Source organism: Shewanella sp. SM71 (assembly GCF_025653905.1).
Classification (GTDB): Bacteria; Pseudomonadota; Gammaproteobacteria; order Enterobacterales; family Shewanellaceae; genus Shewanella; species Shewanella oncorhynchi.
Map to the genome: position 1 here is coordinate 22686 of NZ_JAKKRW010000012.1, position 24081 is coordinate 46766.

Sequence of the window (24081 nt, forward strand, 5' to 3'; positions counted from 1 at the left end):
TGAGCAAAATCGGATGACATCGGCCTGTGGCAATACGAATATCATCCTATAGTACAGCCGCTGTCATCTTAGTTTTCTTGCCCCTATGAGTGCAAGGTTTTGCTGACTGATGGCTATTAAGTGGTGAATTTTAACGCATTACATCGCATTGCAAATATGGGGTTGTGCCTTTGTCGGGTTTATTTTGATTTTTGTGGCGTGAGATGGCAATGTCGTTGGACTATTGCTTCGTCACCGTCATCTAAACTGTGCAACCCAGTACGAGTGACATTGACTTTAGGCAGATTACAACATGGTATCTCATGGTGAATAAAAACATTCGGTTAGCCCGCTTACAGGATACAGATAGTGTGCAGGTATTACTTGAGCAACTCGGTTATTCTTTGTCCCATGCCGCTTTAGCCCAGACGTTAAGCCAATATCAGCATGATTCTCTGCGCCGCAGTGATGAATTACTGGTGTATGAGCAACATAATGCGCAGGGTGACCTACAAGTTGTCGCTGTGATGGCCTTAATGTTCTTTGATTATTTCCCCGCCTTGAGTCGTATCTGTCGTATAACCGCAATTGTGGTGGATGCCGACATGCGGGGTCAGGGCGTTGGCTCTCAGTTGATCGCCTTTGCGAAAGAAAGGGGAAAGCAAGAGAATTGCCAGTTACTCGAACTCACTACATCGATGCAGCGCATTGCCACACAGCAATACTATGAAAGTATAGGGTTTACCAAAACATCTTTTCGCTACAGCTTAGTGTTGAGCGAACCAAACGGCTAATTCTTGGCTCGAGCGAGCATAATCAGATCCGTTGTCCTTGTGCCTTCGGGTACCGGAAAAACGTTGCGGGTGACATTGATAATTTCAAATTGATTGATTTTAGCAATTGATATTGCTTGGCCCACCACCGATATTCAGTCATCCGAATTTGTACATTAATACAAAAGATCAGAGTAAATAGTTCAGATCAAAACAGATGTTTAGCCCTAAGTTATAGGCATGATTTTTATGTAAATTCACCATTAACTCGACATCCATCAGTTGCGCTAAGGTCACTGGTCTCGCTTCCCAGCGCGGTGCGTGGCCAGCATCATTACAGTGTGCTAGGTATAAACGTCGCGTACTTTGATGTATGCCAAAATACGTCATATTACAACGCTGGCTAATCGTTAAATAGGGCTCAAAGTCGAGTGCATATACCTGCATGTCTTTAAATTCTGACCACTGGATATAGCGGGTTTTTTCATAATAACGCTTAGGTAAAGCGGCATCTGGTGCTATGGCGTCAAACAAGGCAATAACGGCTTGTAGATCCTTAAGTGTAATAATGTCCTTTTTAATCAATGTTTAAATCCTTAGTTTCATGGTTAGAGTAAATCTAAAAGTCATATCTTAAAATGTAGTTCCTAAAGTGTTCCCCATTGACCACAAAGCTTCATTCACCCCCAAAGGCGGTCGGCAAGACCCGATGCGCGTTGGGTTGCTTGGCTACTGGCCCGCTCGAATACGTGCTGGGTGCCTAAGCAGGTAAAGTGGACTTTAGCGCGGGTGATGGCGGTGTAGACCAACTCTTTAGTCAGCAGTTGCCATTGGGCTAGGCTGGGGCTCGGTGGCAGCACTAAGGCCACACGGCTAAATTCGCTGCCTTGGCTTTTGTGTACTGTCATGGCATAACAGGTTTCATGGCTGGGCAAACGGGCTGGCAAGACTTTTAACAGGCTGCCATCGGCCTTGATGAAGTGCGCCATTAAACGTTCGGGTTTATCTTCATCCTGCAAAATCAATCCGATATCACCGTTAAACAGGCCTAAGTTATAGTCATTGCTTTGGATGATAATTGGCCGACCCAGATAAAACTCCTGTAGCGGTTTAATCAGCTTGGCATTGGCCAGTGCTTGAGTCACATACTGATTGATGCCTTCAACCCCATAATCGCCCGAGCGCATAGCACATAGAATACGGTACTGGTTAAAGCGTTCAATGATGTCAGCTGTGCTTGGACGTGTGCCTACATCACTATTACTTGCATCATTGTTACTTGCATGGCTATTCAAGGCACCGAGATAAGCGCCATATTGCTGGCAGGCTTGCTCCAGCAGTAAATTGAGTCCCACATTATTAGCAGGCTCGCTTACTTTGGCTTGGGTTTGGCTTACGATCATACTGTGTTCTAACCAGCTCAATTCTGCAGGTCCCTGTTGCCATACCTGCAAAATACCTTGAAGATCAGCACGATTGACGGCACTGGCGAGCAGTCCAATCCCTGCATCGCCTTTAAATCTGTGGCTGTGCATTAGCATACATAAGCTATCGCCAAGTTTAGGGGCATTGCTGATATAGGGTGTTAACTCAAAACCCGTTAAAGCACTCAGACGCTCGGCTTGTTCCTTGGAATAGCGCATTTGCCACAGAGCAGGGCTGCTTGACGCTATGTTGTTCTGAGCAAGGTTATTGGGATCTATTGGTATTTTAAGGCCCGCACAAATATCGGCGAGCACAGCGCCAGCCTCAACCGAGGCGAGTTGGTCTTGATCGCCGAGTAAAATCAAACTGGCGTGCTCAGGCAGTGCGCTGAGCAGTTTATACATCATGGGCAAATCGACCATAGAGGCTTCGTCGACAATCAATAGGTCGAGCCTAAGCGGATTACCTTGGTGGTGGCGAAAGTGCGGCGAATTGGGGATCACCCCAAGAAGTCTGTGTAAGGTTGATGCCTCCTCTGGAATGCGGCCCAGAGCCGTTAAAAAGTCTTGGCTATTTCTATTGCGAGCTTCATCAATAACATTAGCATGGGCGCTGAGTTCCTTCGCCAGACGCGCTTTTGAGGCTTTGATTGATTCGCTTAAGCGAGCCGCCGCTTTTCCCGTTGGCGCGACTAAACGGATTTCCTGCTGTGATTCCATTTGTAGCAATAACAAAAGTTTAGTTACAGTGGTGGTTTTACCCGTACCTGGGCCGCCAGTGATCACCGACAGTTTTTTACCTAGCGCAGTGGCCGTGGCGACCTTTTGCCAATCAATGGGTGCTGTGTCTTCACTGTTAGTGAGTGAATGGGGATCGCTCACATTGGCAGGGAACAGTTGATCTAACAGTGACCTCAACTTAGCGATTTGCGGTTGCTCTTGGTGGCTTGCTTCTTCAGATAATTGCCTAGATACGCTTCCGGACAAGCGGATTAATGAGGCGGCGACTGAGGTTTCAAATTGATGATAACGTTGTAAATAGAGTCTGCCATTATCAAAAATAAGCGGTTTGTTACTGCCCGCTTGGCCGACGGCATCAAAAGTTTGTAAGGTCTCTGTGAGTGCTTCGAGGCTTAAGGTGATTTTACAATGGCTATTTTGTTCGGCCATGGGATTGAGTGGCACAATATGGGCGAGCACTAGGCAACTGTGCTGTGAAGATAATTGCTGGCTTAATAGCGCACATAGCAAAATAAATAAGGGTTGTTGGCTGTCGCTTGGATGCAAGTGACTCATTTCGAGTGCGAAATGCCGATCGAGCGGTGTGAGCAGTCGTTCTTGCTCCCACTGCTTTAACAGCTCTGGCAGCGGCGCTGTAAGCTGAATTGCGCCATGGTCTATCCATTTCGCCGCTGTGAGTGAATGTGCATTTAGCCCTTGGGTTGAGCGCATCATGCCGTGACTCCTGTATCTATTGCACGAGCCAATTTGCTGTGAAATAAATTGTCATTAAAAAGTGAATCTAGCGCGAGAATAAGTGCCTTCGGCGGCTTGTCGTAATAAATACCATAGCCGGGATATTGAGCCGACATTCCCCGTAAGAACAAGTAATAACAACCGCCGATGTGGCTGTCGTAGTCATAACTTGGCAGGCGTAAACTCAAATACCTGTGTAGCGCCAATGAGTAGAGAATGTACTGCAAATCGTACCTGTGATCGGTTATTGCGCTTTGCAGCGCGCTCTGATGATAGGCATTGATGTTGTCGCCTAAATGATTCGACTTATAGTCGGCGATATAATATTGACCTTGGTATTCAAAGGTTAAATCGATAAAGCCTTTGAGCATGCCCTTGAGATCATAAAACTTAAGTGTCGACTCATAGCCAAATTGCTGCAGTAGCGCATTGAGCTCAGTATCTTTAAGTTCGCTTAAGGGTAAATAAAACTCCATTTCGACTAAGGTATTCTGCGGCGATAACTTGGCTAAGCACAGATCTGGATGAGCAGGTTTGACGGCGCTTACATGACCCGTGACTTGCGACTCTAAGGCGTGCGGTATCGCGCAGAGCGGTGCATGCAGCACATCCAAATACCAAGTATGTAATACTGTTTGCCATTCGGGTGCGATACCGTATTGCAACATGGCTTTAGGCAATCGCAGCAGTAAGTCGATTTCTGCCTGCGTAAAATCAATCTCTTCTAACACTAAATGCATAAAGCTACCGGCATTGGCGCCGCGCTCAAAGTTAAAGCGATTGAGCATGCCATCCTGCAGCTCATGGCTTGCCTCATCAGGAATAGAGAGTGTTTGCGCAGCCATATATTCAAGCGTACCTAATATTTCATCGTCGGCACCCGGCGCGGCTTTACCATGGCTGGTATTTTTAACGAGACCTGAATAACTGCCGACTCGCCACGGCGTGCAGTATTGGCGGGTTAAGGTTTTCGCGCTCAGTATTTGTGCTATGTCTTGGCTTGAGGGCAATGGCCGCTCGTCTATGTCATCGGGCACCTTATCAATACTTATGGCTTCCACATCTTGAGCGAGCTGCTGCGCAGCATTGCAGATACGAACAAAGTCACATTCTGAGTCGCCTATGCCCAATAGATAGCCGATAGCGGTTTCATGTAGCTGACTTTTAAGACCATTTTTAAGCTGACGACTGTGGTTGGCGATATACAAGTAACACAAATACACAGGGCGAGTGAGCGCCACATACAAAAGGCGCAAGTCCTCGGCCAAGGTTTCTTGTTTTGCGCGCTCCCAACCCTCATCCGTGCCTTCGATATCCCATACTAGCTCTTGCTCACCTGCATCGTTAGTTCTGTGGTACAGCATAGGCGTCGGGCGGCGGCGATTGTCACGGGCTAGGCTGACAAAGGGCACAAAACACACGGGATACTCAAGGCCCTTACTCTTATGGATAGTCACAATTTGCACCAGATTCTGCTCGCTTTCAAGACGCAGCTGCTGTTCATCTGTGCCTGTGTTATCAATCAGTTGCTGTTCATACCAATTGAGCAGGGCGCTAATACCATCAAGTTCGGTGGCCTTTTGCTGTAATAGCTCGGCAAGGTGGCGAAAATCCGTCAGGCGGCGCTCACCGTTTGTGGCATCTTGCTCTTGAGCATCTACCTCAGCACTGGCGGTGTGCAGTAAACGGTCAATCAACTTAGTGCTATTGGCAAGGCTTAATAGCGCGGGCATGATGCCGCGTTTTTGCCACACTTGGTGTAAGTTAAAAAACTGCTCTAATAACAGCTGTCTGTGCTCTTCATCTTGGTTAAAGGCATGAATTTGCTCGGCGCTATAACCTAATAATGCCGTGGCTAGGGCGCTGCGCAGTGCCCGTTCATCTTTAGGGTTCGCCAGAGATCGCAAAATTAACGCCATTTCCCGCGCTTCAAGGGTATCGAACACACTGTCGCGACTTAAAAACACCGCGCCTATGTGGCGTTTACTTAATGCGGTTTTCATCACTGCCGCTTCGTTGCGATCCCGCACTAGGATAGCGATGTCTTTAGCGATCAAAGGCCCTTTCGGGCTGTGGCATTTGCCATTGGCCGCATCTGTCAGTAAACGGGTAATTTGTGCCGCCGCGTCTTCGGCGAGCAAGTGTCTTGCCGTGGTTTTGTTGAGGCCGTTTTCTGCGCTTTCGCTTAAGAGTCTTAATCTTAAGGCGGCGGGGTTTGCGGTTTTTTCAGTGAGGATTTTCCCTTTAGCACTGCTGGGCGTTTTCACGCTATCAAAGGGGATCGATTGACTGATAAAAGGATCATTATGCTGACTAAACAGATGGTTGACCCCAGCGACCATGTTTGCGCTTGAGCGGTAGTTGGTATCCAGATGATAGTGGGCCTGCGTATGATGACGGGCCTCAATGTAGGTATGGATATCGGCACCACGGAAGGCATAAATGGCTTGCTTAGGATCGCCAATCATCAACAGGCTAAGCTTATTTTCTGTATCGTTTTTGCTTTGTTCAAACGAGTAACGGTCTTGGTAGATGCCAGAGAAGATCGCAAATTGCAGCGGATCGGTATCTTGGAATTCATCAATAAGCGCGACGGGGAAACGTGTTGCCACGGCTTTGGGCAAGGTTTCATTATTGGCGTTTAACGCGCTCGCTAATGTCGTGAGTAAGTCATCTGGGGTCAGCACATTTTTTTGTTGTTTTTGCTGGGCAAATCGATCGCTTATGCCGAGTTTCGCACTATATAAAAATGCTGGTTTAATGGCGGCAATCAATGTGGCGAGTTGCTCCATATGATCCATTAGCGGCGCTTCACTCACACTTGGGATCACGCCGCCCTTGTTGAGTTTTAACTCAGACAAGGACAAGGCTTCTAACTCTTTCAGTGGCGGCAACCCATGACCGGAAGCGAGCCAGTTATCTAGCGCATCGAACATGGCGGCGAGCTTGGGGTACTTATCCGTTGCTTTGCCAAAGCGGGTGCCGTTGAGTGGCAAACTGTGCAGCAATGCCAATAAGCCATCGCGTCCCCTTGGCCAAGCTAATTTAAAGCGCTCTAAACTTTGGCGTAGTGACAGGGCTAAGGCATCAAACTTAAGCGCGGGTTTCAAAGGCTTTGCTTGACTGGCGCCAAGGAGCGGTCGCAACTGTTTGACTAACCCATCGGGCTCGCCAAATTCCTTGGCAATGATTTGCGCTAAGTAATCGGGCAGCGGATAACAGGCCTCACGCCAAAAATCCCGCACGGCATGGTGCAAAAATTCGCTGTCGTCCAAGGTAAAGTCCGATTCGAACAGCAAGGAAGACTCAAAGGCGAGATCCGATAAAATTCGCTGACAGAAACCGTGAATGGTAAAAATCGCCGCTTCGTCGAGGGATTTAAGGGCGAGATCGAATCGCCTCAGGGCAATGGCGCGATCACTCTCTGGGGTGTTGTCATACAGCGCCTGCACAAAGGGATCGGCAATCGTTAGCCCTAAGAAGCACTTAAAGGCGACTTGAATACGGCGGCGAATACGATCTCTTAGCTCTTCGGTGGCCGCATTGGTGAAGGTAACCACGAGAATTTGTTCGCAGGTGAGCGGCGCAGGAATGCCATCACCAAGCAATAAGCGTAAGTAAAGACCTGAAATCGTGTAGGTTTTACCTGTGCCAGCGCTGGCCTCAATAAGACGACTACCGCCAAAGGGCAGAGTGAGAGGATTAAGGGCTTGTGGTGCTGAATGTAAGGCTTGTGTGTTCAACGGCATCTGTTCACTCATGCTTGCTCTCCCTGTGCGCTATCGCGGTTCAAATGTGGTGCGAGAGCTTGTGTGTCAGTCGCGTGTTCATTAGCAGGGCCTTGGCTCATACCATCGTTGAGCGCAAATTCCTCAAGCTGAGCCAGCGTGTCTTTGAGATATAAACTCACCATAGGGCGATAGATACGCTCGGCTAATGCGCCAAAGCTATCCTCAGAGAACTCCTGCGGGAAACTGAATAATCGCTGGTAATGGGGTTCGTTCCCTTCGCCTAATTGACTCTGCTCATCCAGCCATTCAGGTAACGCTTGCTGCAAACGCTCATCGTGCTCACCCTCGCAGCTGACGTAGGCCAGTGACGTGCGCGGCATAAAACACAGTGGGTGTTGTTGGCCTTGGTAAAACAACACTAACAAATCGGCCAGTAACGCATGGGCGCGCTCAGCTGTGATTGGAGCCAAGGCGTGGAAGTGCCCCATGTCGAGTAGATAGCTTACATGTGTGTGGCCCATTGCCATTAAACACAGGTGGCGAAGGTACAACCTCAGCACATCGCGACCGTGGGCGCTACCAGGGCGGTAATTGACTAACCCCTTAGGGCTGATGTCATCGATACGACCTTGCAGTAACACTTGCTGGGATTTACCCGCCGTGATGGGCAAGTCAAACACGAGTTTAATATCCGCATGGCTGCTGGCTTGTTCTCCCTTGAGGAACAAGGTTCTGCCAATCAAAGGTTTAATATCATGCTGATATTGGCGCAATAGCAAATCATCGAAGGGCTGCATGGGCAAAGTGCCACTGGCTTTGAGGCGTTTAATCAGCTCAATATCGGGCTCAGTTAGGCCTTGGCCTATGGCATCGTCGAGTAACTGGGCCTGTAACATATAACGCTCTAGGGCATTCAAGCTAAAGGGCTCGTCATTATCATCGGCCTGAATATTAAGGCTGAGATCGACTTTTAACGTACGGTTGAAGAAGTACTGCGCCGGATTTCGAAAGAAACGGATCAGGGCTGACACATCCACTTGCTTACTTTGCTGTTGTTCGTGCTCAGAAGCTGGCTGTGCCTCTGTATCGGGCACTGAGTCTTGTTCATCCGCGTCGAGCATGATGCGAGTTTGCGCGCCGATAAAGCGGCCCGCATGTGTGCCCGCAGTGTCCGTATTGGGCGGACACCATTGCAGGCTGTAACTTTGGCCTATGCCCGAGTTATTTGGGGTTCTGCCTGAGCCATCTATGTTTGAGCCATTTTTGTCATCACTTTTTACTGTGGCTTGATACAACTTGGGATCAAAGGGTTGCAGTGGCTGGTGGCTGACAATCGCGTTATAGAGGGCTTTTTCGGCATCCTCTGGGTCTATGGGGCTTGCAGCTTTTTGCGATTGAATCAATAGGGCTTCAGGCAAATAGCACAGCTGACAATATTCAATCAGCTCAGAGACGAGCATAGAGGCGATACGTTCAGAGTTATCCCGTTCGCTGCGGCCAATATAGCTGATATACAGTTGTTCCCGCGCCGACAATAAGGCTTCTAAAAACAAATATCTGTCATCGAGGCGGCGGGAGCGATCGCCTTTACGGGCACCAAAGTGTGCCATTAAATCAAAGCCAACGGGATGTTGAACCCTAGGATAAACCCCATCATTCATACCGAGTAAACACACGACCTTAAAAGGAATCGAGCGCATCGGCATTAAGGTACAAAAGTTCACGCTTCCCGCAAGATAACGCTGGCCGACCCGAGATTCGGTTAAGCGTTGATTAAACCACTGTTGCAGTACTTCAATACTGAGGCTCAGTCCGCTTATACGCTCTTGGGTTAGCGCCTCTAGCGGATTTGTCTCTAACGTTTTTGTATCTAAGGGCCTGCCCGCCGATAGTAACTCTTGCTCTAGGGCGGCAATGGCATCGCGGATTTCCTGTAATTGTTCGCGTTCGTCTTCATCTGTGTCGTAGAAGGCATCTAGTAGCTCAGTTAATTCCGCTAAACGCAGTGCGCCCACTTGCGGCAGGGCGAGTATTTGCGCCGTTTCATCGAGTACTTCAATAAAATTGAGTAGCTTACCTAACGCCTGCGCCGATTGGCCTTCGATGCCAGTGACGACAAGATGGTCTTGATAGAGCGGCGCATCGTCACTCAAGGCGTAACCTAAAATCAGCCTTTTAATACCAAAGGCCCAAGAGTTTTGCTCAAACGCTGGCACACCTTGTTTAAGGCGGCTTTGTTCATCGCGGCCCCAGCGCACGCCCGCTTCATCTAACCAGCGGCGGATCAGTTGCAATTCATCGTCATCGAGCTGGAAACGGCGCAAAATGGCGGGCACTTCGAGTATGCTCAAAATGTCGGTCAGACCAAAACGGCTCTGATTAATCCCGAGTAAATTTAAAAAGCTATTGATGAGCGGTGATTCCTGCGCTGCGCCGCGGTCGGCAATGGCGTAGGGAATGTAATGCAGGCCTTGCTTCGCCGAGAAGACAGCATCGATGTAGGGCGCGTAGGCGGCGACATCGGGCATCATCACCACTATGTCTTTAGGCATCAGGTCGATATCATTGCTGAGTAACTCAAGCAAGTGATCGTGTAGGGTTTCGATTTCCCGCAGTGGGCTGTGACAACTCTTGACTCGAATGGATTCATCGTCGCGCTTAAGCAGGCGTCTGTTCTCGACATTTTGGTACAGCTCGGCATCAGGCCCTAGTACTCTGTCTAAGGTTTGCATCTCTAAAATATCGTATTGCACGCCGTGGAGCATGCTGGCATGACTGTGTGGCGAGTTGGGATCGTCACAGGGTTCACAATACACATCGTCGCCAAAGTCGCAGTGTTCGGCGGGGAGCTCAAGCAGCATATCGAGTAATTCACGGCCCATCTTGCCGTTATTGGCAAGCAGCGGATTACCCACTTCGAGTTTATCTTCCCACAGTTCGGCTAATTGGCGTTTACCCGCATATTGCACCGCCATGCGGGCTCGATTACGGGGATCAACAATGTCACCCCAATAGTGCTGACACGGACTTAAGCCCAGCACGATCACATCGATACGGCCTGCCAGATGGTAAAGCACTTCAAGGGTTTGCGGCGCCATCGAGGAAATGCCAAACACAAATAGGCGTTGTGGCAATTTGGCGAGTGACGTGTCGGGGTTATTCAGCGCGGCAATTAAGTCACTGTGCAGGTTGGCCCTGTGGTAATGGCTTTGATTAAGCTCATCACGATTAAAGGCAATGAGTGCGCGCCATAAAATGGGTTGCCAGCGTTGGTCTTCATTCAGCGGCTTGGTGAGTGATTCGGGATGCTCGTTTTGCTCCCACGCTAAAATCCAATCGGGGCGATACACTAAGTATTGGTCGAAGATATCGGCAATCCGGCCACAGAGTTGGTACAGCTTAATATCGTCAGCCGTCATATCACTGGTGTTGAGATGTTCATTCGTGTCGGCGGCATTTGTGCTGGATTGCTGATGACTTAGATAGTGTCTCAACGGCCCAAAGGCGTCATTTTGCAACATGCGCGGTAAGAGTTGCATCAGCTTCCACGTCATCGCTGCCTTAGTGAAGGCGTTATCCTTGGGCACATTGGGCAATAAGTCATGGCACAACTGCCAGGTAAAGCTCGATGGCAGCGGGAATTCCAATGCGGCGGCAATTCCATTTTGTTTGGCGATTTCGAGGCGTAGCCAAGTCGACATGCCGGGACTCTGTACCAGAATATGCTCGTTACTCAGTAGACGTGCAAAAGCAAGGGGTTGGGTCAGGTAAGCGGCTAAATGGGCGCAGAGCACTTCCATCTGATTGGACTGGATTAACTTTAGCATGTGCAACTCGGCATGGTGACAATAAAACAATTCTATGTGTTTGATTTATAAGATTCAACACTATTGCAGCTTCTGTGGAATTAACCCGCAATTTTAGGTGTTTATTGGTGCTTGCTCCGATGATGTATCGTCAGTTACAGCTCAGTTGACGAATGCTAGGCTAGATTGAACTTATCTTTCACTTTGGCTCTGAGCAATAACCAGTTGAGTTGCTTCGCCGCCGCTTTAAATGCGGTTAAATGCGCATGATAGTCTTTAGCCGGTAAATCTTGGTACTTCAGCGCCACATAACTTTGTGTCAAGGTTTGGAACAGCGTGCAAAGCTTTGGTGCACTGTGTTGGTATTGCTCAATAATCTGCTGCGCAAATTGATTTGGTCCATCACTGTCTTTGCGCTTAATGCCATGGTGTGCGAGACGATTACAGAGCTGTTGATAACGAGTGCTAATAGGATCGCCTTGAACTCTAAAATGTAATAAGCCCGCACTGTAGGCGATATAGAGCACGATAAGGCTGATACAGAGCCCCATAAAGACCGCGATTTTAGTGTGAGTCACATCGCCTAAAATGCCACTGAGCACTTGATTCTGCTTCTCTTGGTTAAAACCCAGTACCCACACGCTCCAGTAATAATCTATGCTGGCAAAACGTTGTCTTAACTCATTGAGCCAAGGCATTGATTTAAATCGTAAGCTACTAAAAGGACTTTCCTGCAGGTAACTCTGCTCGGGATCAAATTGGGCGTCGAATCCTTGCTCGATACGATTGGGCGCCACCATAGCGGTGGGGTCGAAACGCACCCAACCTTCATCTTCAAGCCAAACCTCAGCCCATGCGTGGGCCATATATTGATACACACTGTAGTAACCCGCTTGCGGATTATATTCACCCCCCTGATAGCCTGTGACCATACGTGCGGGTAAACCTGTGGCCCGCGCCATAAAAATGAAGGCAGCGGCATAGTGCACGCAAAAACCGGCTTTGTTTTCAAATAAGAAATCATCCACTTGCTGCGGCCCAAGGGGAGGCGGCGTGAGAGTGTAGAAAAAAGGCTCACTATTAAAGTGGCCCATCATGGCCCATAGTCGTGGCTTAGGCGCGGGATACTGAGTCTTAAACTGCTCAGCTAACGTTAAAGTGCGTGGATTACTTTGGCTCGGCAGTTCGAGGTTAATCTGTCTTTGCCGCGCCGATAGCCTGAGATCCATCTTAGCCTTAGGCCAAGACTCTACTTGATAACTCATTCGCTGATCGATATTGCGCAGCGCCAACAGCCGATAGTCGGGCATATTGACCACGTTATCATCTTGGCTATAGGCCACATCGAGACCAAATAACCACGGCTGGTGGCTCGGCTCAGCAATTACTTGATAACGAATACTATGCTTATCTTGCTTACTTAATGCGATCTCTTGATCTTCACTGCTTATCGGAGCAGGACTATTACTCATGGGATCACTCATGGGATTAGGATTATTGACCATCAATGCTGGGCTGGGCCGAGAGGGCGGAAACAGCAGGGCATCTTTTTGCAACTGTTTAATCCCCGCGTCTTGGCGCCAAGTGACACCATCATAGTTCTCCATCACGAGGGCGCGCCAATATAACTCGGCATTAATGGGCTTTGCATTGGTAAAACTCGCCCTAAAGGCAAGTTCAGTCGAACGGGTAAGCTTACCTATATCACCAATCGCCAGACTATCGGACAAGCCCGTTTGGGCTTCTTTCATGTTGGGCACTAACCAGAGCGGTGCAAGACGCGGTAACACTAAAAATAACAGCAGCGCGAGGGGAAGGCTCTGGAGTAAAAATTTGCCACCGATCCAAGCCGTGTGTTTTAAGGATTGCTTATCTTGATACAAAGTCACGAGTACGCAGGTATTGATCAGTGTCACCACGAGCAAGTGCGCGGTATTAAGCAGGGATTGATGGTCGATAAAGGTCAGCGCGATAATAAAATAGCCCGCGAGGACGACAACGCGTACATCCCTTTGATTACGCATTTCAATGTATTTTAAGGCATAACCTAACAGCAGCAGATTCACTAGCGCATTGAGTAAGCCTATTTCCTTTGAAACGAGTGCCAGTGTGGTTGCGGCGCCGATCGCAAGACTGGTCACCAAAAAACGCGGTGGCTTTGCCACTTTGCCGACATAAATCCCCACACGCCACAGCAAACAGATAGCGCAAATGCCCAAAGTCCAAGGCGTGGTTTTATCAAATAGTGGGCTTAATACCGCAATATTGGTGATCAATAACCAAAAAAGTGTCTGGCGGCTAATATTGTCGCCGATTTGCGGTGTTGTGCTATTGGCCGCTAACTTCATACTTGCTCCCTCGAAGTAGGGATATGATGCTGCTTGCGGGGAGCTTGATTCGTTTTTTGTGGCTGATTAGCGACTGATGACTGATATGGGGGCTTCGCCACTGAAGGCGCTAATTGTGGATACAAGGCAATGGCTTTTTGACAGGCGATCCTATGGTGATTGCCTATCGCGGGCGCGATCAGCACATCGTCTCCCATTGGGTTTTGCAAATGTAAGCCAAAATACTGCTCAAGTTGCGTGAGTTTATTGACTTGCCAGCTTAACTGACCCAATTGGGTTTCGAGGCGTTTGGCATCGGGTCTGAGCCTTAACCAGACGGGATCACCTTGGGGCTGCTGGAATTCTTTAGTCAGCATGCCGCGACCCTGTGCCCATTGTTTCCATGCCACTTGCTTGAGGGATTCGCCGAGCACATGGGGTTTAAGGCCTTTAAACTCATCAATCCCCGATACATGTTTACCCGCGAGTAACAGGGGATCTTGCTCAGACTGAGTATGATCAGCCTCAAGCTGTAGCGGCGCTTCAATCGGCTGGGCAAAGACTAAGTGACTAATGGCTAAATCCACATGGGACCATGCGCGGCAAAGCCCTAAGGGATAGAAGGATTCAATTTTGAGCCGACCCGGTGACACTTGACCCCGCTGATGATACTCAAAGGGCACGAGCGCTTGTTGTTCATCTGTACCAAGGTTCTGCACCGTATAAGTGCGATTATTCGGATAGTTAACTTGTATGTTATGGCCACTATGGTGAGTGCTGATGAGGACGGGAAAAGTTAAGGTTTCGCCCGCATAGACTTCGGGCGGCGTCGTGGCCCGTAAATGTAAGCCAGCCAGATTTTTGTAACTGTAGAGAATGCAGGTATTAAAAAGGCTTAGGAGTAAGATGCTGAGGCCAATGACTAAGTTATTTTGATAGTTAGTGCCGAATAGATATAAAAGTAAAACCAGACCGAGCCAAACTAACCCAAAACCACTCGGCAGAATAAAAATGCTGCGATGGCTTAAGGTTATTTCGGGACTCGGTGGCAAGCGTCTTGCTAACCAACGTTGCCAAATCGGGACTAACGTCGGAATGAAAGTCGGGAGTATCAGTCGTTTCACTTCTCAGTCATTTCCTTGGTTTAATGCGTTAACTGCATACTTTAGCGATATCTTCTCATTACAGTATCTTGCTACATAATAGGGTTAACGCTCGCCAGAATTCGCTCTGATAGGGCTTCACCCTGTAATTGGCTACTGGTTCTGAGTCTATGCTCCGCTACACAACAAAATACCGCTTGCACATCTTCTGGGACTAAATAATGCCGGCCTTCTAAGAAGGCCCATGCCTTAGCCGCTTGTAATAGCGCTTTGGTGGCACGCGGTGATAACCCTATGCTGTCACTTTGGCTACGGGAAAAACTCACTAAGGCCAGAATATAATTGAGTAAGGCATCGGAAGCGCTGACTTTGTCGCACTGCTCTTGCAGTTGCATTAAGGCCATCGGTGTCAGGCATTGGGGCAATTGATCTAAGGTTAAGTGGTTATGATTGCTCTTAAGCATAGCGAGCTCAGCATCGTGGCTAGGATAACCAATAGACAGACGCATCATAAATCTGTCGAGCTGCGATTCTGGTAGTGAAAATGTACCGGATTGATCGGTGGGATTTTGAGTCGCGATCACAAAGAAAGGATTGGGCAATCTGTGGGTGATGCCATCGACGGAAATTTGTTGTTCGGCCATCGCTTCGAGTAAAGCACTTTGTGTCTTAGGGCTGGCGCGATTAATTTCATCGGCCAAAATCATCTGCTTAAAAATCGGTCCAGGATGAAAGATAAATTGTGCTTGATGTTTATCAAAAATCGATACGCCGAGAATGTCGGCAGGCAGCATGTCACTGGTGAATTGGATCCGCTGATAGCTCAAACCTAAGCTTTGGGCTATACCATGGGAAATACTGGTTTTACCCATGCCGGGTAAGTCTTCAATCAACAGGTGCCCACGGGCGAGAATACAGGCTAAAGCGAGACGAATTTGCCTAGGCTTGCCCAGCAATACTTGTTCGAGTTGTTGTAGTAATTCGCTGATCCCAGATTGTGCCACGGGCGACTCCTAATACATTTGGAAGTGTGCTTAAGGTGCATTTGCAAGCTGATGTGCGTTATCACTATGGCGGATCATCGCCCGTATATCCAGTGGCATTTCTAGTGCTAAATCAATTACTCGACAGCATTAGGTTTGGTCTTGAGTGGGCTGGTGGCGCGAATGTAAACCGTTTTAGCCTGATCTTACGTAAGGCACAGTGCTTGGCTGCTGGTGGGGCGAATAAACCAGGATTTAAACAAAAAGCCTTGGACAAAGTCAACACCGATATCCCGCGCAAAGGCTAAGTGAGCTTCAGTTTCTATGCCTTCTAAAATGCACTGTTTGTGGGTCTTTTTGGCAAAGTTGACCAATGCAATTAATAATTGTGCTCCCTCGGGGTGTGTTATGTGCGTTAACCAATGGCGGTCGAACTTAAGATAATCCACGTTCATCATCAGATCGACACTGAGCATGGAGTGGGGCGCACCAATATCATCCAGCGCCACATGTATCTTAGCTTGTTTAAATTGAGTGAATAATTGACTGGCCAGCTGGGCATCGTTAATGCAGGTGTTTTCGATGATCTCGACCGTGACTCGTTCATAGTGGGACAGCAAACGAATGAGCTTGGCGGTATGTGGTCCATCGACGGCGTGGGGATCAACATTGATAAAAATTCGCTGCTGACTCGGCGCATGGATGAGTTGAAATGCCTTGGCTTGATATTCAACAGCAGCGAGTATTTCTGTGGATTCATGCAACTGCTCGAACACAATATTAGGTGCAACCGCATCACCATTAGGCAAGTAAAAGCGTGCTAAGGCTTCATAGCCGTCGATGGCTAAAGTATGAGGATTGACAAAGGGTTGGTATTCGCAGCTAAGGGTTAACGAACTAAGGTTAATCATGGGTGTAATGGGATTCTTAATGCTTTAATACTAATTATTCGCATTTAACGCCCTTCAGTGCAAACAAGTTTTCGATAAAACGGCGTGATTGCTGAATAATTATTCGCTTTGCTAATTATTTGAATTTAGAGAATAACATTTAGAATTTTTGGTGGTTAAAGCATGAGCTTTACCCTAGGGTATGCTGAAAAGTAGGAACTCGATGCGGCTGAGTATCGAGTTCCTTTTCATGTCGCGAGTTAGTAAGCAAACTTAAGCTCAGCTTCGCTGAATAATGGCTGTGCTTTTTGCTTTTGCGCCTCATAAATCAATCGATAGCTGAGGACGGCTTGAACATATTCACGGGTTTCAGTAAAGGGAATAGCCTCGATAAAGCCCATGGCATCGAGTTTGCCATCAGAGTTTGATAACCAGCGACGCACGCGAGAGGGACCCGCGTTATAGGCCGCCGTGGCGAGGATGCGGTTTTGGTTAAACTCTTTCAACAGCTGGGCATAGTAAGCGCTACCAAGATTGAGGTTAAGCTCTGCGCTGTAGAGATCCTTTGGATCGCTATATCTGGCCCCGTGTTTTTTGGCGGTAGCTTTGGCCGTGGCGGGCATAATTTGCATTAGACCACGGGCACCTACGCCCGAGGTCGCATAAAGATAGAATGCACTTTCGCGGCGGCTAATCGCACGGATCTCATCGATGTTAACCCTATGCTTTTTGCTGGCGTGCTCAAAACCGGCTTGGTGTGCCATAGGGAAGCGTAGAGGAATATCATCCCACAACTTACCTTGAATACTGGCTTCAACCCCAAAATCGTACCAGCCCTGTTCATGGGCATAGCGTCCATAGCGTGCTCGCATCGTATTGTCACTGCGTTTTAGTAGTGACATCCATTCATAGCGAGCATCGAAATAACGGTCGAGCGCCATTAACTCTTGCACTCTGACAAAGCCGAGATCATCGGTTAACTTTTGGCTATTGGCATCAACAACAGGCTCAGGGCTTTGATTGAGTGATACCGGTTTATTTAAGAACTGCGCAGCAGCAAAACCGTAAAAATTACGTTCATTACTGATTGTCGCGAGCGCTTTTATGGCGCTTTCAGGCGCTTCTTTGGCATTGGTGCGATAAAGCCAGTATTGCCAACGTTCCTTTGCCAAGGTTTCTGGTTGGAGTAGGTTCAAGTAACGGGCAATACTGCGCATGTCGTGATCGCGGATAGCCCATCTTAAACGGCGCTCAAATAAGTCGTCATTTTTCAGCTCAGTGAGCACATTGTCGACATAGTTTTTATAGTTATCATCTTGTTCAATTAAAATGCGGCGAACAAGGTATTTATCGAGTTGCTGCGCTTGTTCTGGGGTAAAACGATGGGCCTTTTGATACCGTTCATACAAATTAATGGCTTGGTCGAGATCCTTACGGGCAAGGCGTTTTAATCCTGCGGCAACAATGTCACCGACAATGGGATTTTTATCTTTAAACTTTTCGGTATGGCGCAGGCTATTGGGATCTTTATAGACGGCGACTAAACGCTTAGCTTCGTTACTATGGGTGGTGATTTTTTGGGATAAAAAACTCAGTAAACTCGTTTCGCCAGCCTCGAAACTCAGCATCATTCGCGCCCATACGACATCTTGAGTGCGTTTACCGGCTTTGGTCCATGTGTTGAAAAGAGGATCACATTCCTTTGGTCGCGAACCCCCAAATACCCAAAGTGATTGTGCGGCCGCATAAGCCGTTTTTAGATCGCCCTTGGCGAGTTTCGCCTCATAGTAATAACACTGCAGGCGGATGTCGGTAGGCGCTTCTGGGGTGACCGCAAGATAATCATTCCAGCGTTTTTGGCTACCAGCATTGTTTAAATATTTAGACCGTAACCTATTGTACATGGGTGTGGTTTCATATTTTTCAATCAAGGCTTTAGCTGCATAACCCTGTAAGGCATTAAGAGCACCTATGTCGATATCATGATCTAAATAAATCGCGAGCGGATAATTACCTAGTTTTGCCCGTAGGGGTTTATAGGTTGCATAATCTTGCTTCTTCAGGGCTTTTTCGGCCTCAAGAAAGGTTTTCTGCGTTGACGTTAACGCAAGTGCGGCAGGGGCATTCAATGCGCCTGCGAGCAATATTGCACTGGATATAACCACATTTATAACTGCTTTGCACATGGAGCGTTTGCCTCCGGGCATCAAGGTATCAATCGACATGTCCGTATCGATTTGAGGTAATTAATGGGTGTTCAATTCTTGTTATCTATCATTGCACTCGACAGGCTCGAGTTCTGTGTCCTTAGGATCGCGGGTATGCGACAGATTAAGTTCAGCGTCGTCATCCTGAGTGTCGTTATCGTCCTGGGCTTCATTGAGCGCTTTTTCTAGCAGCATTTTATCCAGTTGTTTGCTGGTATCGACCCCGAGCTGCTGCATTAAATGGGCTTGACGCACTAAATTGCCTTTGCCCGATGACAGCTTGTTCATTGCGCTGTGATAGGTTTTTTCTGCATTATCTAAGGCGCGGCCGAGTTTTTCCATGTCTTCAATATAACCACATAACTTGTCGTAAATTCGACCCGCTTGTTTTGCAATGGTTTGTGCGTGTTGATTTTGATATTCGTAGCGCCAAATATTGTTAATTGTGCGCAGGGCCACCAACAAATTCGTTGGACTAACGAGCATGATATTCTGCTCAAGGGCAAAATTGACTAGGCTAGGATCATGCTCCAATGCCAGTAAAAATGCCGGTTCGATAGGAATAAACATCAACACATAATCGAGACTCTTAAGGCCATGCAGATGTTGATAATCCTTTTGACTTAAGCCTTTAATGTGACTGCGAATTGAAATGACATGCTCGTTAATGGCCTGTTGGCGCAGTGCCGGATCTTCACTGTTGAAGTAGCGCTCATAACTGACCAACGACATCTTAGCATCGATGACCACATCCTTATTTTCTGGCAGATGCACAATCACATCTGGCTTAAAGCGTTTACCGCTATCATCCTTGAGATCTTGCTGAGTATGGTATTCATGGCCTTCACGTAGACCGCTTTCTTGCAGCACGCGATCGAGGATCACTTCACCCCAATTACCTTGTTGCTTGTTATCGCCCTTGAGTGCTTTGGTCAGGTTGATAGCATCTTGGCTCATCTTTAGATTGAGCTCCCTTAAGTGCTCAAGCTGATGTTTGAGGGCGCTGCGTTCGGATTGTTCGTGGGTGTAGGATTCACGAATTTGCTGTCTGAATCCTTCTAGCTGTTGCTTCAATGGCCCAAGCACGCCTTCGAGTTGGCTGGCATTTTGGTGCTTAAAGTTTTCGCTACGTTCTTCAAAAATACGGTTTGCGAGGTTTTCAAATTGGGTTTGCAAACGCACTTCGGCCGATTCTAAGCTGGCAATTTTATCCTGCAGCGATTCTTGCTGGGCATCGGCCTTGGCTTGAATGGTTTGCTGCATGGCATTGGATTTCGACAGGGCTAATTGGATCTCTAACTGACGGCGCTGGCTATCATTTAATTGCTGCTCTAAGGTGGGAACGCGTTCGGCTAAGGCCTCGGCTTTGCCCAGTTGTTCAATTTTGAGCTCAAGGCGTTGTTGGTATTGACGTAATTGCGCTTCTTTGTCATCGACCAAAATTTGCTGTTGTGCTAAGGATAATTCTGCATCTTCATTTACTTGACGCATTTCTTGCTCAAGTTGGTCTTTGTGTAGTTGCCAGCGTTGGCGGGTGAGTTTTTGATTGAGCAGAGCACCGATCAACAGGCCTAAGAAGGCAATGGCGAGAAGGCCGATGATTTCGGCGACAGAAAAAGATTGAGAAAATGGCATGATCAATAGCACTCCTTTAGCTTTGGCGCTTAGGTTCGCATGCCCCCCAACAGGCTTCAAGCCCTTTAATCAACTATATCTGCGCTTAATGCTTGAATGAGCAAGTCTTATACGTTTAAGGTGAATTTATTCACGGGTGGAAAGTTTTTCTGGCTTTTACCTGTCTATATAAGAGTGAGCGATACAGACGAGCGCCAGAGAAGGTTTTTATCGCGACTCGGTGGCTTTAATCATTGGATGGTAGAGGTGTCAATTGGCTAAACATTCCCGTTTTACCCCAGGTATTCTTAAAAAAGCGCAGTGGCACATGCAAGACAACCAAGTGACGCCCGAAGCGGTATTTCGCTCGCGTCGGCAAATTGTAAAAGCCATGGGACTCGGTGCTATCGGTGCCAGCGTGCCCGGTTATGTGCAGGCTGGATTATTCGATCTATTTGGCGATCAACCTAAGTCCTCATTTATCACTACGCCACTGACGTTTCAATCCAATAAGCAGTACGGTGCCGCCGATGTGTTAACCCCGTTTGATAAAGTGACGCAGCATAATAATTTCTACGAATTTGGTACGGATAAGCAAGATCCCTTCAATAATGCCCAAGGCTTTAAAGTTGATCCTTGGCAATTGCGTATCGAAGGTGAAGTTGAACGGCCCATGACCTTAGATTTTAATGATCTGACTAAAATGTTCCCGCTTGAGGAGCGTAACTATCGCCTGCGCTGTGTTGAAGCTTGGTCTATAGTGATCCCTTGGGTGGGGTTCCCGCTGGCGGCGTTATTAAAAAAGGTTGGCGTCACCAGTAAGGGCAAGTATGTCGCCTTCGAAACCGCTTTTGATCCCGAGCAAATGCCGGGGCAGAAGAGCCGATTAATGGGGGGAGGTATTCATTATCCCTATGTTGAAGGCCTCACGATAGCCGAAGCTATGAACGATTTAACCTTAATGTCGGTGGGTTTGTACGGTAAAACCTTGCCACCGCAGAACGGCGCGCCCATTCGCTTAGTGGTGCCGTGGAAATACGGCTTTAAGAGCATTAAATCAATCGTGCGAATTCGCGTTATGGATAAACAACCGCCGACCAGCTGGAATCAGCTTGCCTCACACGAGTATGGATTTTATGCCAACGTTAATCCGGCGGTGGATCATCCACGCTGGTCGCAAGCCACAGAGCGTCGTATCGGCGAGGGGGGATTGTTTTCAGCAACCCGCATCGATACCCAGCCGTTCAACGGTTACGGCGAGTTTGTGGCTTCACTGTATGACGGCATGGATCTGAGGAAATACTATTGATGATTGGTTTGTTGTTTGGATATTCGCCATTAAGCGGGGACAAGGTATGTTGAGATTAACCGCTAAGCACTTGTTTTGGCTAAAGGCGTTATTTCATTTGTTGGGTTTAGTGCCCATCGTCTACCTTGTGCTCACAGTGGTGCTTGGCCGTGCGGGTGGCGATCCCGTGCAGTACATTATTCACTACACAGGCATAGGCGCATTAAATGCACTAGCGGCGACCTTGCTGATCTCACCGATTGCCAAGTTGACCAAACAAGGGCTGTTGATGCAGACCCGCCGTTTAGTGGGGTTATATGTGTTTGCCTATGCCACTTTACATATATTGGCCTTTTTTAGTTTAGATCTGTTGTTTGCTTGGGAATTACTGTTTAGCGAGGTGGTAAAACGGCCGTATATTTTAGTCGGCGCAGTGGCTTATCTTATCGTCACCGCTTTGGCGATAACTTCGTTTAAAGCCTTGATGCGTAAGATGGGACGTCGTTGGCAAACCTTGCACAATGGGGTGTATTTAGTCGCTATATTGGCGTCAATCCATTTTTACTGGTCGGTAAAATCAGAAATCATCGAACCGAGTCTGTATATCGTAGGTTTTAGTGTGTTGCTGCTGTGGCGCACGCCTTGGTTTAAACGTCATTTCAGCCGTAAAGTGGCGAACAAAACTGAGCGAAAGCTGACACAAGATAAAGCTTCGATAAAGTCGGTTTAGACGCATGGCGTGAGCAGTAAATCACTGGCTTGATTTATGTTTCTTTGTGCTTAACGCAAGATATAAATTATAAAAACAAAAATGCCGAATGAAGATCCGGCATTTTTCGCTGAATATATAGTCTTGCTCAGCTATTTTTCGGGTTCAGTTGGCAGGACTTAACCTAAACCTTGGGTCGCTGATTTCATTTGAATGAACTCAATTTTATAACCGTCTGGATCTTCAACAAACGCAATCTCAGTGGTACCACCTGCGACAGGACCTGGGGCGCGAGTCACTTTGCCACCGGCTGCGGCAATAGCAGCGCAACGGGCATAGATATCTTCATCACCAATCGCTAAGTGGCCAAAGCCTGTGCCTAAATCGTATTTGTCAGTGCCCCAGTTATAGGTCAGTTCAACCACGGCTTGGCCTGTGGATTCTTCACCGTAACCCACGAAAGCTAAAGAATATTTGTACTCTGGATTTTCAGAGGTGCGAAGTAGTTTCATGCCGAGCACTTCAGTATAAAAAGCAATACTGCGTTCTAAGTTACCGACGCGGATCATAGTATGTAATAGTTGCGACATAGGTCCTCTCTCTAAATAGATTACGGGGTGGAGTATACCAAAAATCCGTAGATGGACCTCGATAAATGTCAGCCATTGTTTTTTACAGCGCTTGACCAAGATTAAAGCTTAGGATAGGGAAATGATTGTCTGTAAGAGGAATTTTCAGGATTTAGAAGAGAAAATTGCCGATAAATTGGCTATCGCTCACAAAACACAGAGACAAACATGGGTTTTTATCACTGGGTTGATAATAATGTAGCCATACCAACTAGGAGAGTGAATGATGAACACCGAACTTAAAATGGCTTTAGGCACCACAGTTGTTATTGCTTTATTTTTCAGTGCGTTCTTTGTTTCAATGTTTTAACGACTAATACAAGTTTGAGTTAACCCAGTTCCAAGTTAAGCAAAAAGCCGCTATTGCGGCTTTTTGTCTGAAATCCAGTCTAATCAATGTGAAAACAACACTGAAACGTCAATTTGCTCCACTCAGTTGATTCGAAGCTTATTCTTCAGGATAAATTTTTTCTTTAAAATCACACAAGTCTTCAATGATACAGCTGCCACAGCGGGGTTTGCGCGCAAGGCAAGTGTAGCGGCCATGCAGGATAAACCAGTGGTGTACATCGACTTTAAATTCCGCCGGCACGACTTTTAGCATTTTCTCTTCCACTTCGACTACGTTCTTGCCGGGCGCGAATTTAGTGCGATTGGCGAGGCGAAAAATATGGGTGTCGACGGCGATGGTTGGCCAACCAAACGCAGTGTTTAGTACCACGTTAGCCGTCTTGCGGCCAACGCCGGGCAGAGACTCTAGGGCTTCGCGGTTTTCTGGTACTTCGCCATTGTACTTTTCAATCAAGATCTCGCAGGCTTTGATCACATTGATGGCTTTGTTGTTATATAAGCCTATGGTTTTTATGTATTGCTTTAAACCTTCTACGCCAAGGGCATAAATGCTGTGGGCTGTGTTTGCCACAGGAAAGAGCTTGTCTGTTGCCTTGTTGACGCTCACATCTGTTGCTTGGGCCGATAACGTCACTGCCACTAGCAGTTCGAAGGGACTTGAAAAATTGAGTTCGGTTTCAGGTTTGGGATTGTTATCGCGAAGACGAGTGAGGATCTGGATACGTTTTTCTTGATTCATGTACGATTCCTGCGCTGTGGTGGGGTTCAACTCTCAACCGCTCATTATTAAT

General features: G+C 47.6%; 15 protein-coding genes. 3 read left to right on the plus strand and 12 right to left on the minus strand.

Translation table 11 applies throughout. From position 1 onward, the window contains the following. Positions 1-302: 302 nt before the first annotated feature. Positions 303-773: a GNAT family N-acetyltransferase gene (locus L5L97_RS12905; RefSeq protein ID WP_263166283.1), complete on the plus strand. Its 471-nt coding sequence runs from the start codon at positions 303-305 to the stop codon at positions 771-773. A gap of 168 nt (positions 774-941) precedes the next feature. On the opposite strand, the gene L5L97_RS12910 is transcribed toward L5L97_RS12905, so the two are convergent. From L5L97_RS12910 to rmuC, 10 genes are all read right to left on the minus strand, one after another. Beyond that, a complete protein-coding gene (locus tag L5L97_RS12910; RefSeq protein ID WP_217363085.1) occupies positions 942-1337 on the minus strand; it encodes a hypothetical protein in 396 nt (131 codons plus the stop codon). 95 nt (positions 1338-1432) lie between these two features. After that, positions 1433-3631 (minus strand): exodeoxyribonuclease V subunit alpha, encoded by a 2199-nt coding sequence (recD, locus tag L5L97_RS12915; protein WP_263182263.1) that lies wholly within the window; start codon positions 3629-3631, stop codon positions 1433-1435. Next, positions 3628-7413: an exodeoxyribonuclease V subunit beta gene (gene recB, locus L5L97_RS12920; RefSeq protein WP_263182264.1), complete on the minus strand. Its 3786-nt coding sequence runs from the start codon at positions 7411-7413 to the stop codon at positions 3628-3630. Before recB ends, recD begins: the two co-directional genes overlap by 4 nt. Continuing rightward, a complete protein-coding gene (gene recC, locus L5L97_RS12925; protein ID WP_263182267.1) occupies positions 7410-11210 on the minus strand; it encodes an exodeoxyribonuclease V subunit gamma in 3801 nt (1266 codons plus the stop codon). The genes recB and recC overlap by 4 nt, the downstream gene beginning before the upstream one ends. A 155-nt stretch (positions 11211-11365) precedes the next feature. Continuing rightward, positions 11366-13537, minus strand: coding sequence for a DUF3488 and DUF4129 domain-containing transglutaminase family protein (locus tag L5L97_RS12930; protein ID WP_263182268.1), 2172 nt, complete (start codon positions 13535-13537; stop codon positions 11366-11368). Then, on the minus strand, positions 13534-14640 hold the full coding sequence (locus L5L97_RS12935) for a DUF58 domain-containing protein (protein WP_263182269.1): 1107 nt from the start codon (positions 14638-14640) through the stop codon (positions 13534-13536). The genes L5L97_RS12930 and L5L97_RS12935 overlap by 4 nt, the downstream gene beginning before the upstream one ends. A 71-nt stretch (positions 14641-14711) precedes the next feature. Further along, positions 14712-15623 carry an AAA family ATPase gene (locus L5L97_RS12940; protein ID WP_263182270.1) on the minus strand — a complete coding sequence of 304 codons (912 nt, stop codon included), beginning with the start codon at positions 15621-15623 and terminating at the stop codon, positions 14712-14714. A 185-nt stretch (positions 15624-15808) separates the two neighbouring features. After that, positions 15809-16513: an EAL domain-containing protein gene (locus L5L97_RS12945; protein ID WP_113939636.1), complete on the minus strand. Its 705-nt coding sequence runs from the start codon at positions 16511-16513 to the stop codon at positions 15809-15811. A 239-nt stretch (positions 16514-16752) separates the two neighbouring features. Continuing rightward, positions 16753-18678 (minus strand): transglycosylase SLT domain-containing protein, encoded by a 1926-nt coding sequence (locus tag L5L97_RS12950; protein WP_263182272.1) that lies wholly within the window; start codon positions 18676-18678, stop codon positions 16753-16755. Between the two features lie 81 nt (positions 18679-18759). Next, on the minus strand, positions 18760-20334 hold the full coding sequence (gene rmuC / locus L5L97_RS12955) for a DNA recombination protein RmuC (RefSeq protein WP_113939637.1): 1575 nt from the start codon (positions 20332-20334) through the stop codon (positions 18760-18762). A gap of 253 nt (positions 20335-20587) precedes the next feature. Between rmuC and msrP the strand changes: the two genes are divergently transcribed. Next, on the plus strand, positions 20588-21622 hold the full coding sequence (gene msrP / locus L5L97_RS12960) for a protein-methionine-sulfoxide reductase catalytic subunit MsrP (RefSeq protein ID WP_263182274.1): 1035 nt from the start codon (positions 20588-20590) through the stop codon (positions 21620-21622). A gap of 46 nt (positions 21623-21668) precedes the next feature. After that, positions 21669-22331 carry a protein-methionine-sulfoxide reductase heme-binding subunit MsrQ gene (gene msrQ, locus L5L97_RS12965; RefSeq protein WP_263141896.1) on the plus strand — a complete coding sequence of 221 codons (663 nt, stop codon included), beginning with the start codon at positions 21669-21671 and terminating at the stop codon, positions 22329-22331. Positions 22332-22489: 158 nt separating this feature from the next. Here msrQ and gloA read toward each other — a convergent pair whose 3' ends face one another. After that, positions 22490-22900 (minus strand): lactoylglutathione lyase, encoded by a 411-nt coding sequence (gloA, locus tag L5L97_RS12970; RefSeq protein ID WP_006087315.1) that lies wholly within the window; start codon positions 22898-22900, stop codon positions 22490-22492. A gap of 487 nt (positions 22901-23387) precedes the next feature. Then, positions 23388-24029: an endonuclease III gene (gene nth / locus L5L97_RS12975; RefSeq protein ID WP_113939645.1), complete on the minus strand. Its 642-nt coding sequence runs from the start codon at positions 24027-24029 to the stop codon at positions 23388-23390. Between the last annotated feature and the right edge of the window lie 52 nt (positions 24030-24081).

Coding starts and splice junctions, on each gene's coding strand:
- L5L97_RS12905 (WP_263166283.1), top strand. CDS start 303: ATGGTGAATAAAAACATTCGGTTAGCCCGCTTACAGGATACAGATAGT.
- recD (WP_263182263.1), bottom strand. CDS start 3,631: ATGATGCGCTCAACCCAAGGGCTAAATGCACATTCACTCACAGCGGCG.
- recB (WP_263182264.1), bottom strand. CDS start 7,413: ATGAGTGAACAGATGCCGTTGAACACACAAGCCTTACATTCAGCACCA.
- recC (WP_263182267.1), bottom strand. CDS start 11,210: ATGCTAAAGTTAATCCAGTCCAATCAGATGGAAGTGCTCTGCGCCCAT.
- L5L97_RS12930 (WP_263182268.1), bottom strand. CDS start 13,537: ATGAAGTTAGCGGCCAATAGCACAACACCGCAAATCGGCGACAATATT.
- L5L97_RS12945 (WP_113939636.1), bottom strand. CDS start 16,513: ATGATTAACCTTAGTTCGTTAACCCTTAGCTGCGAATACCAACCCTTT.
- L5L97_RS12950 (WP_263182272.1), bottom strand. CDS start 18,678: ATGTGCAAAGCAGTTATAAATGTGGTTATATCCAGTGCAATATTGCTC.
- rmuC (WP_113939637.1), bottom strand. CDS start 20,334: ATGCCATTTTCTCAATCTTTTTCTGTCGCCGAAATCATCGGCCTTCTC.
- msrQ (WP_263141896.1), top strand. CDS start 21,669: ATGTTGAGATTAACCGCTAAGCACTTGTTTTGGCTAAAGGCGTTATTT.
- gloA (WP_006087315.1), bottom strand. CDS start 22,900: ATGTCGCAACTATTACATACTATGATCCGCGTCGGTAACTTAGAACGC.
- nth (WP_113939645.1), bottom strand. CDS start 24,029: ATGAATCAAGAAAAACGTATCCAGATCCTCACTCGTCTTCGCGATAAC.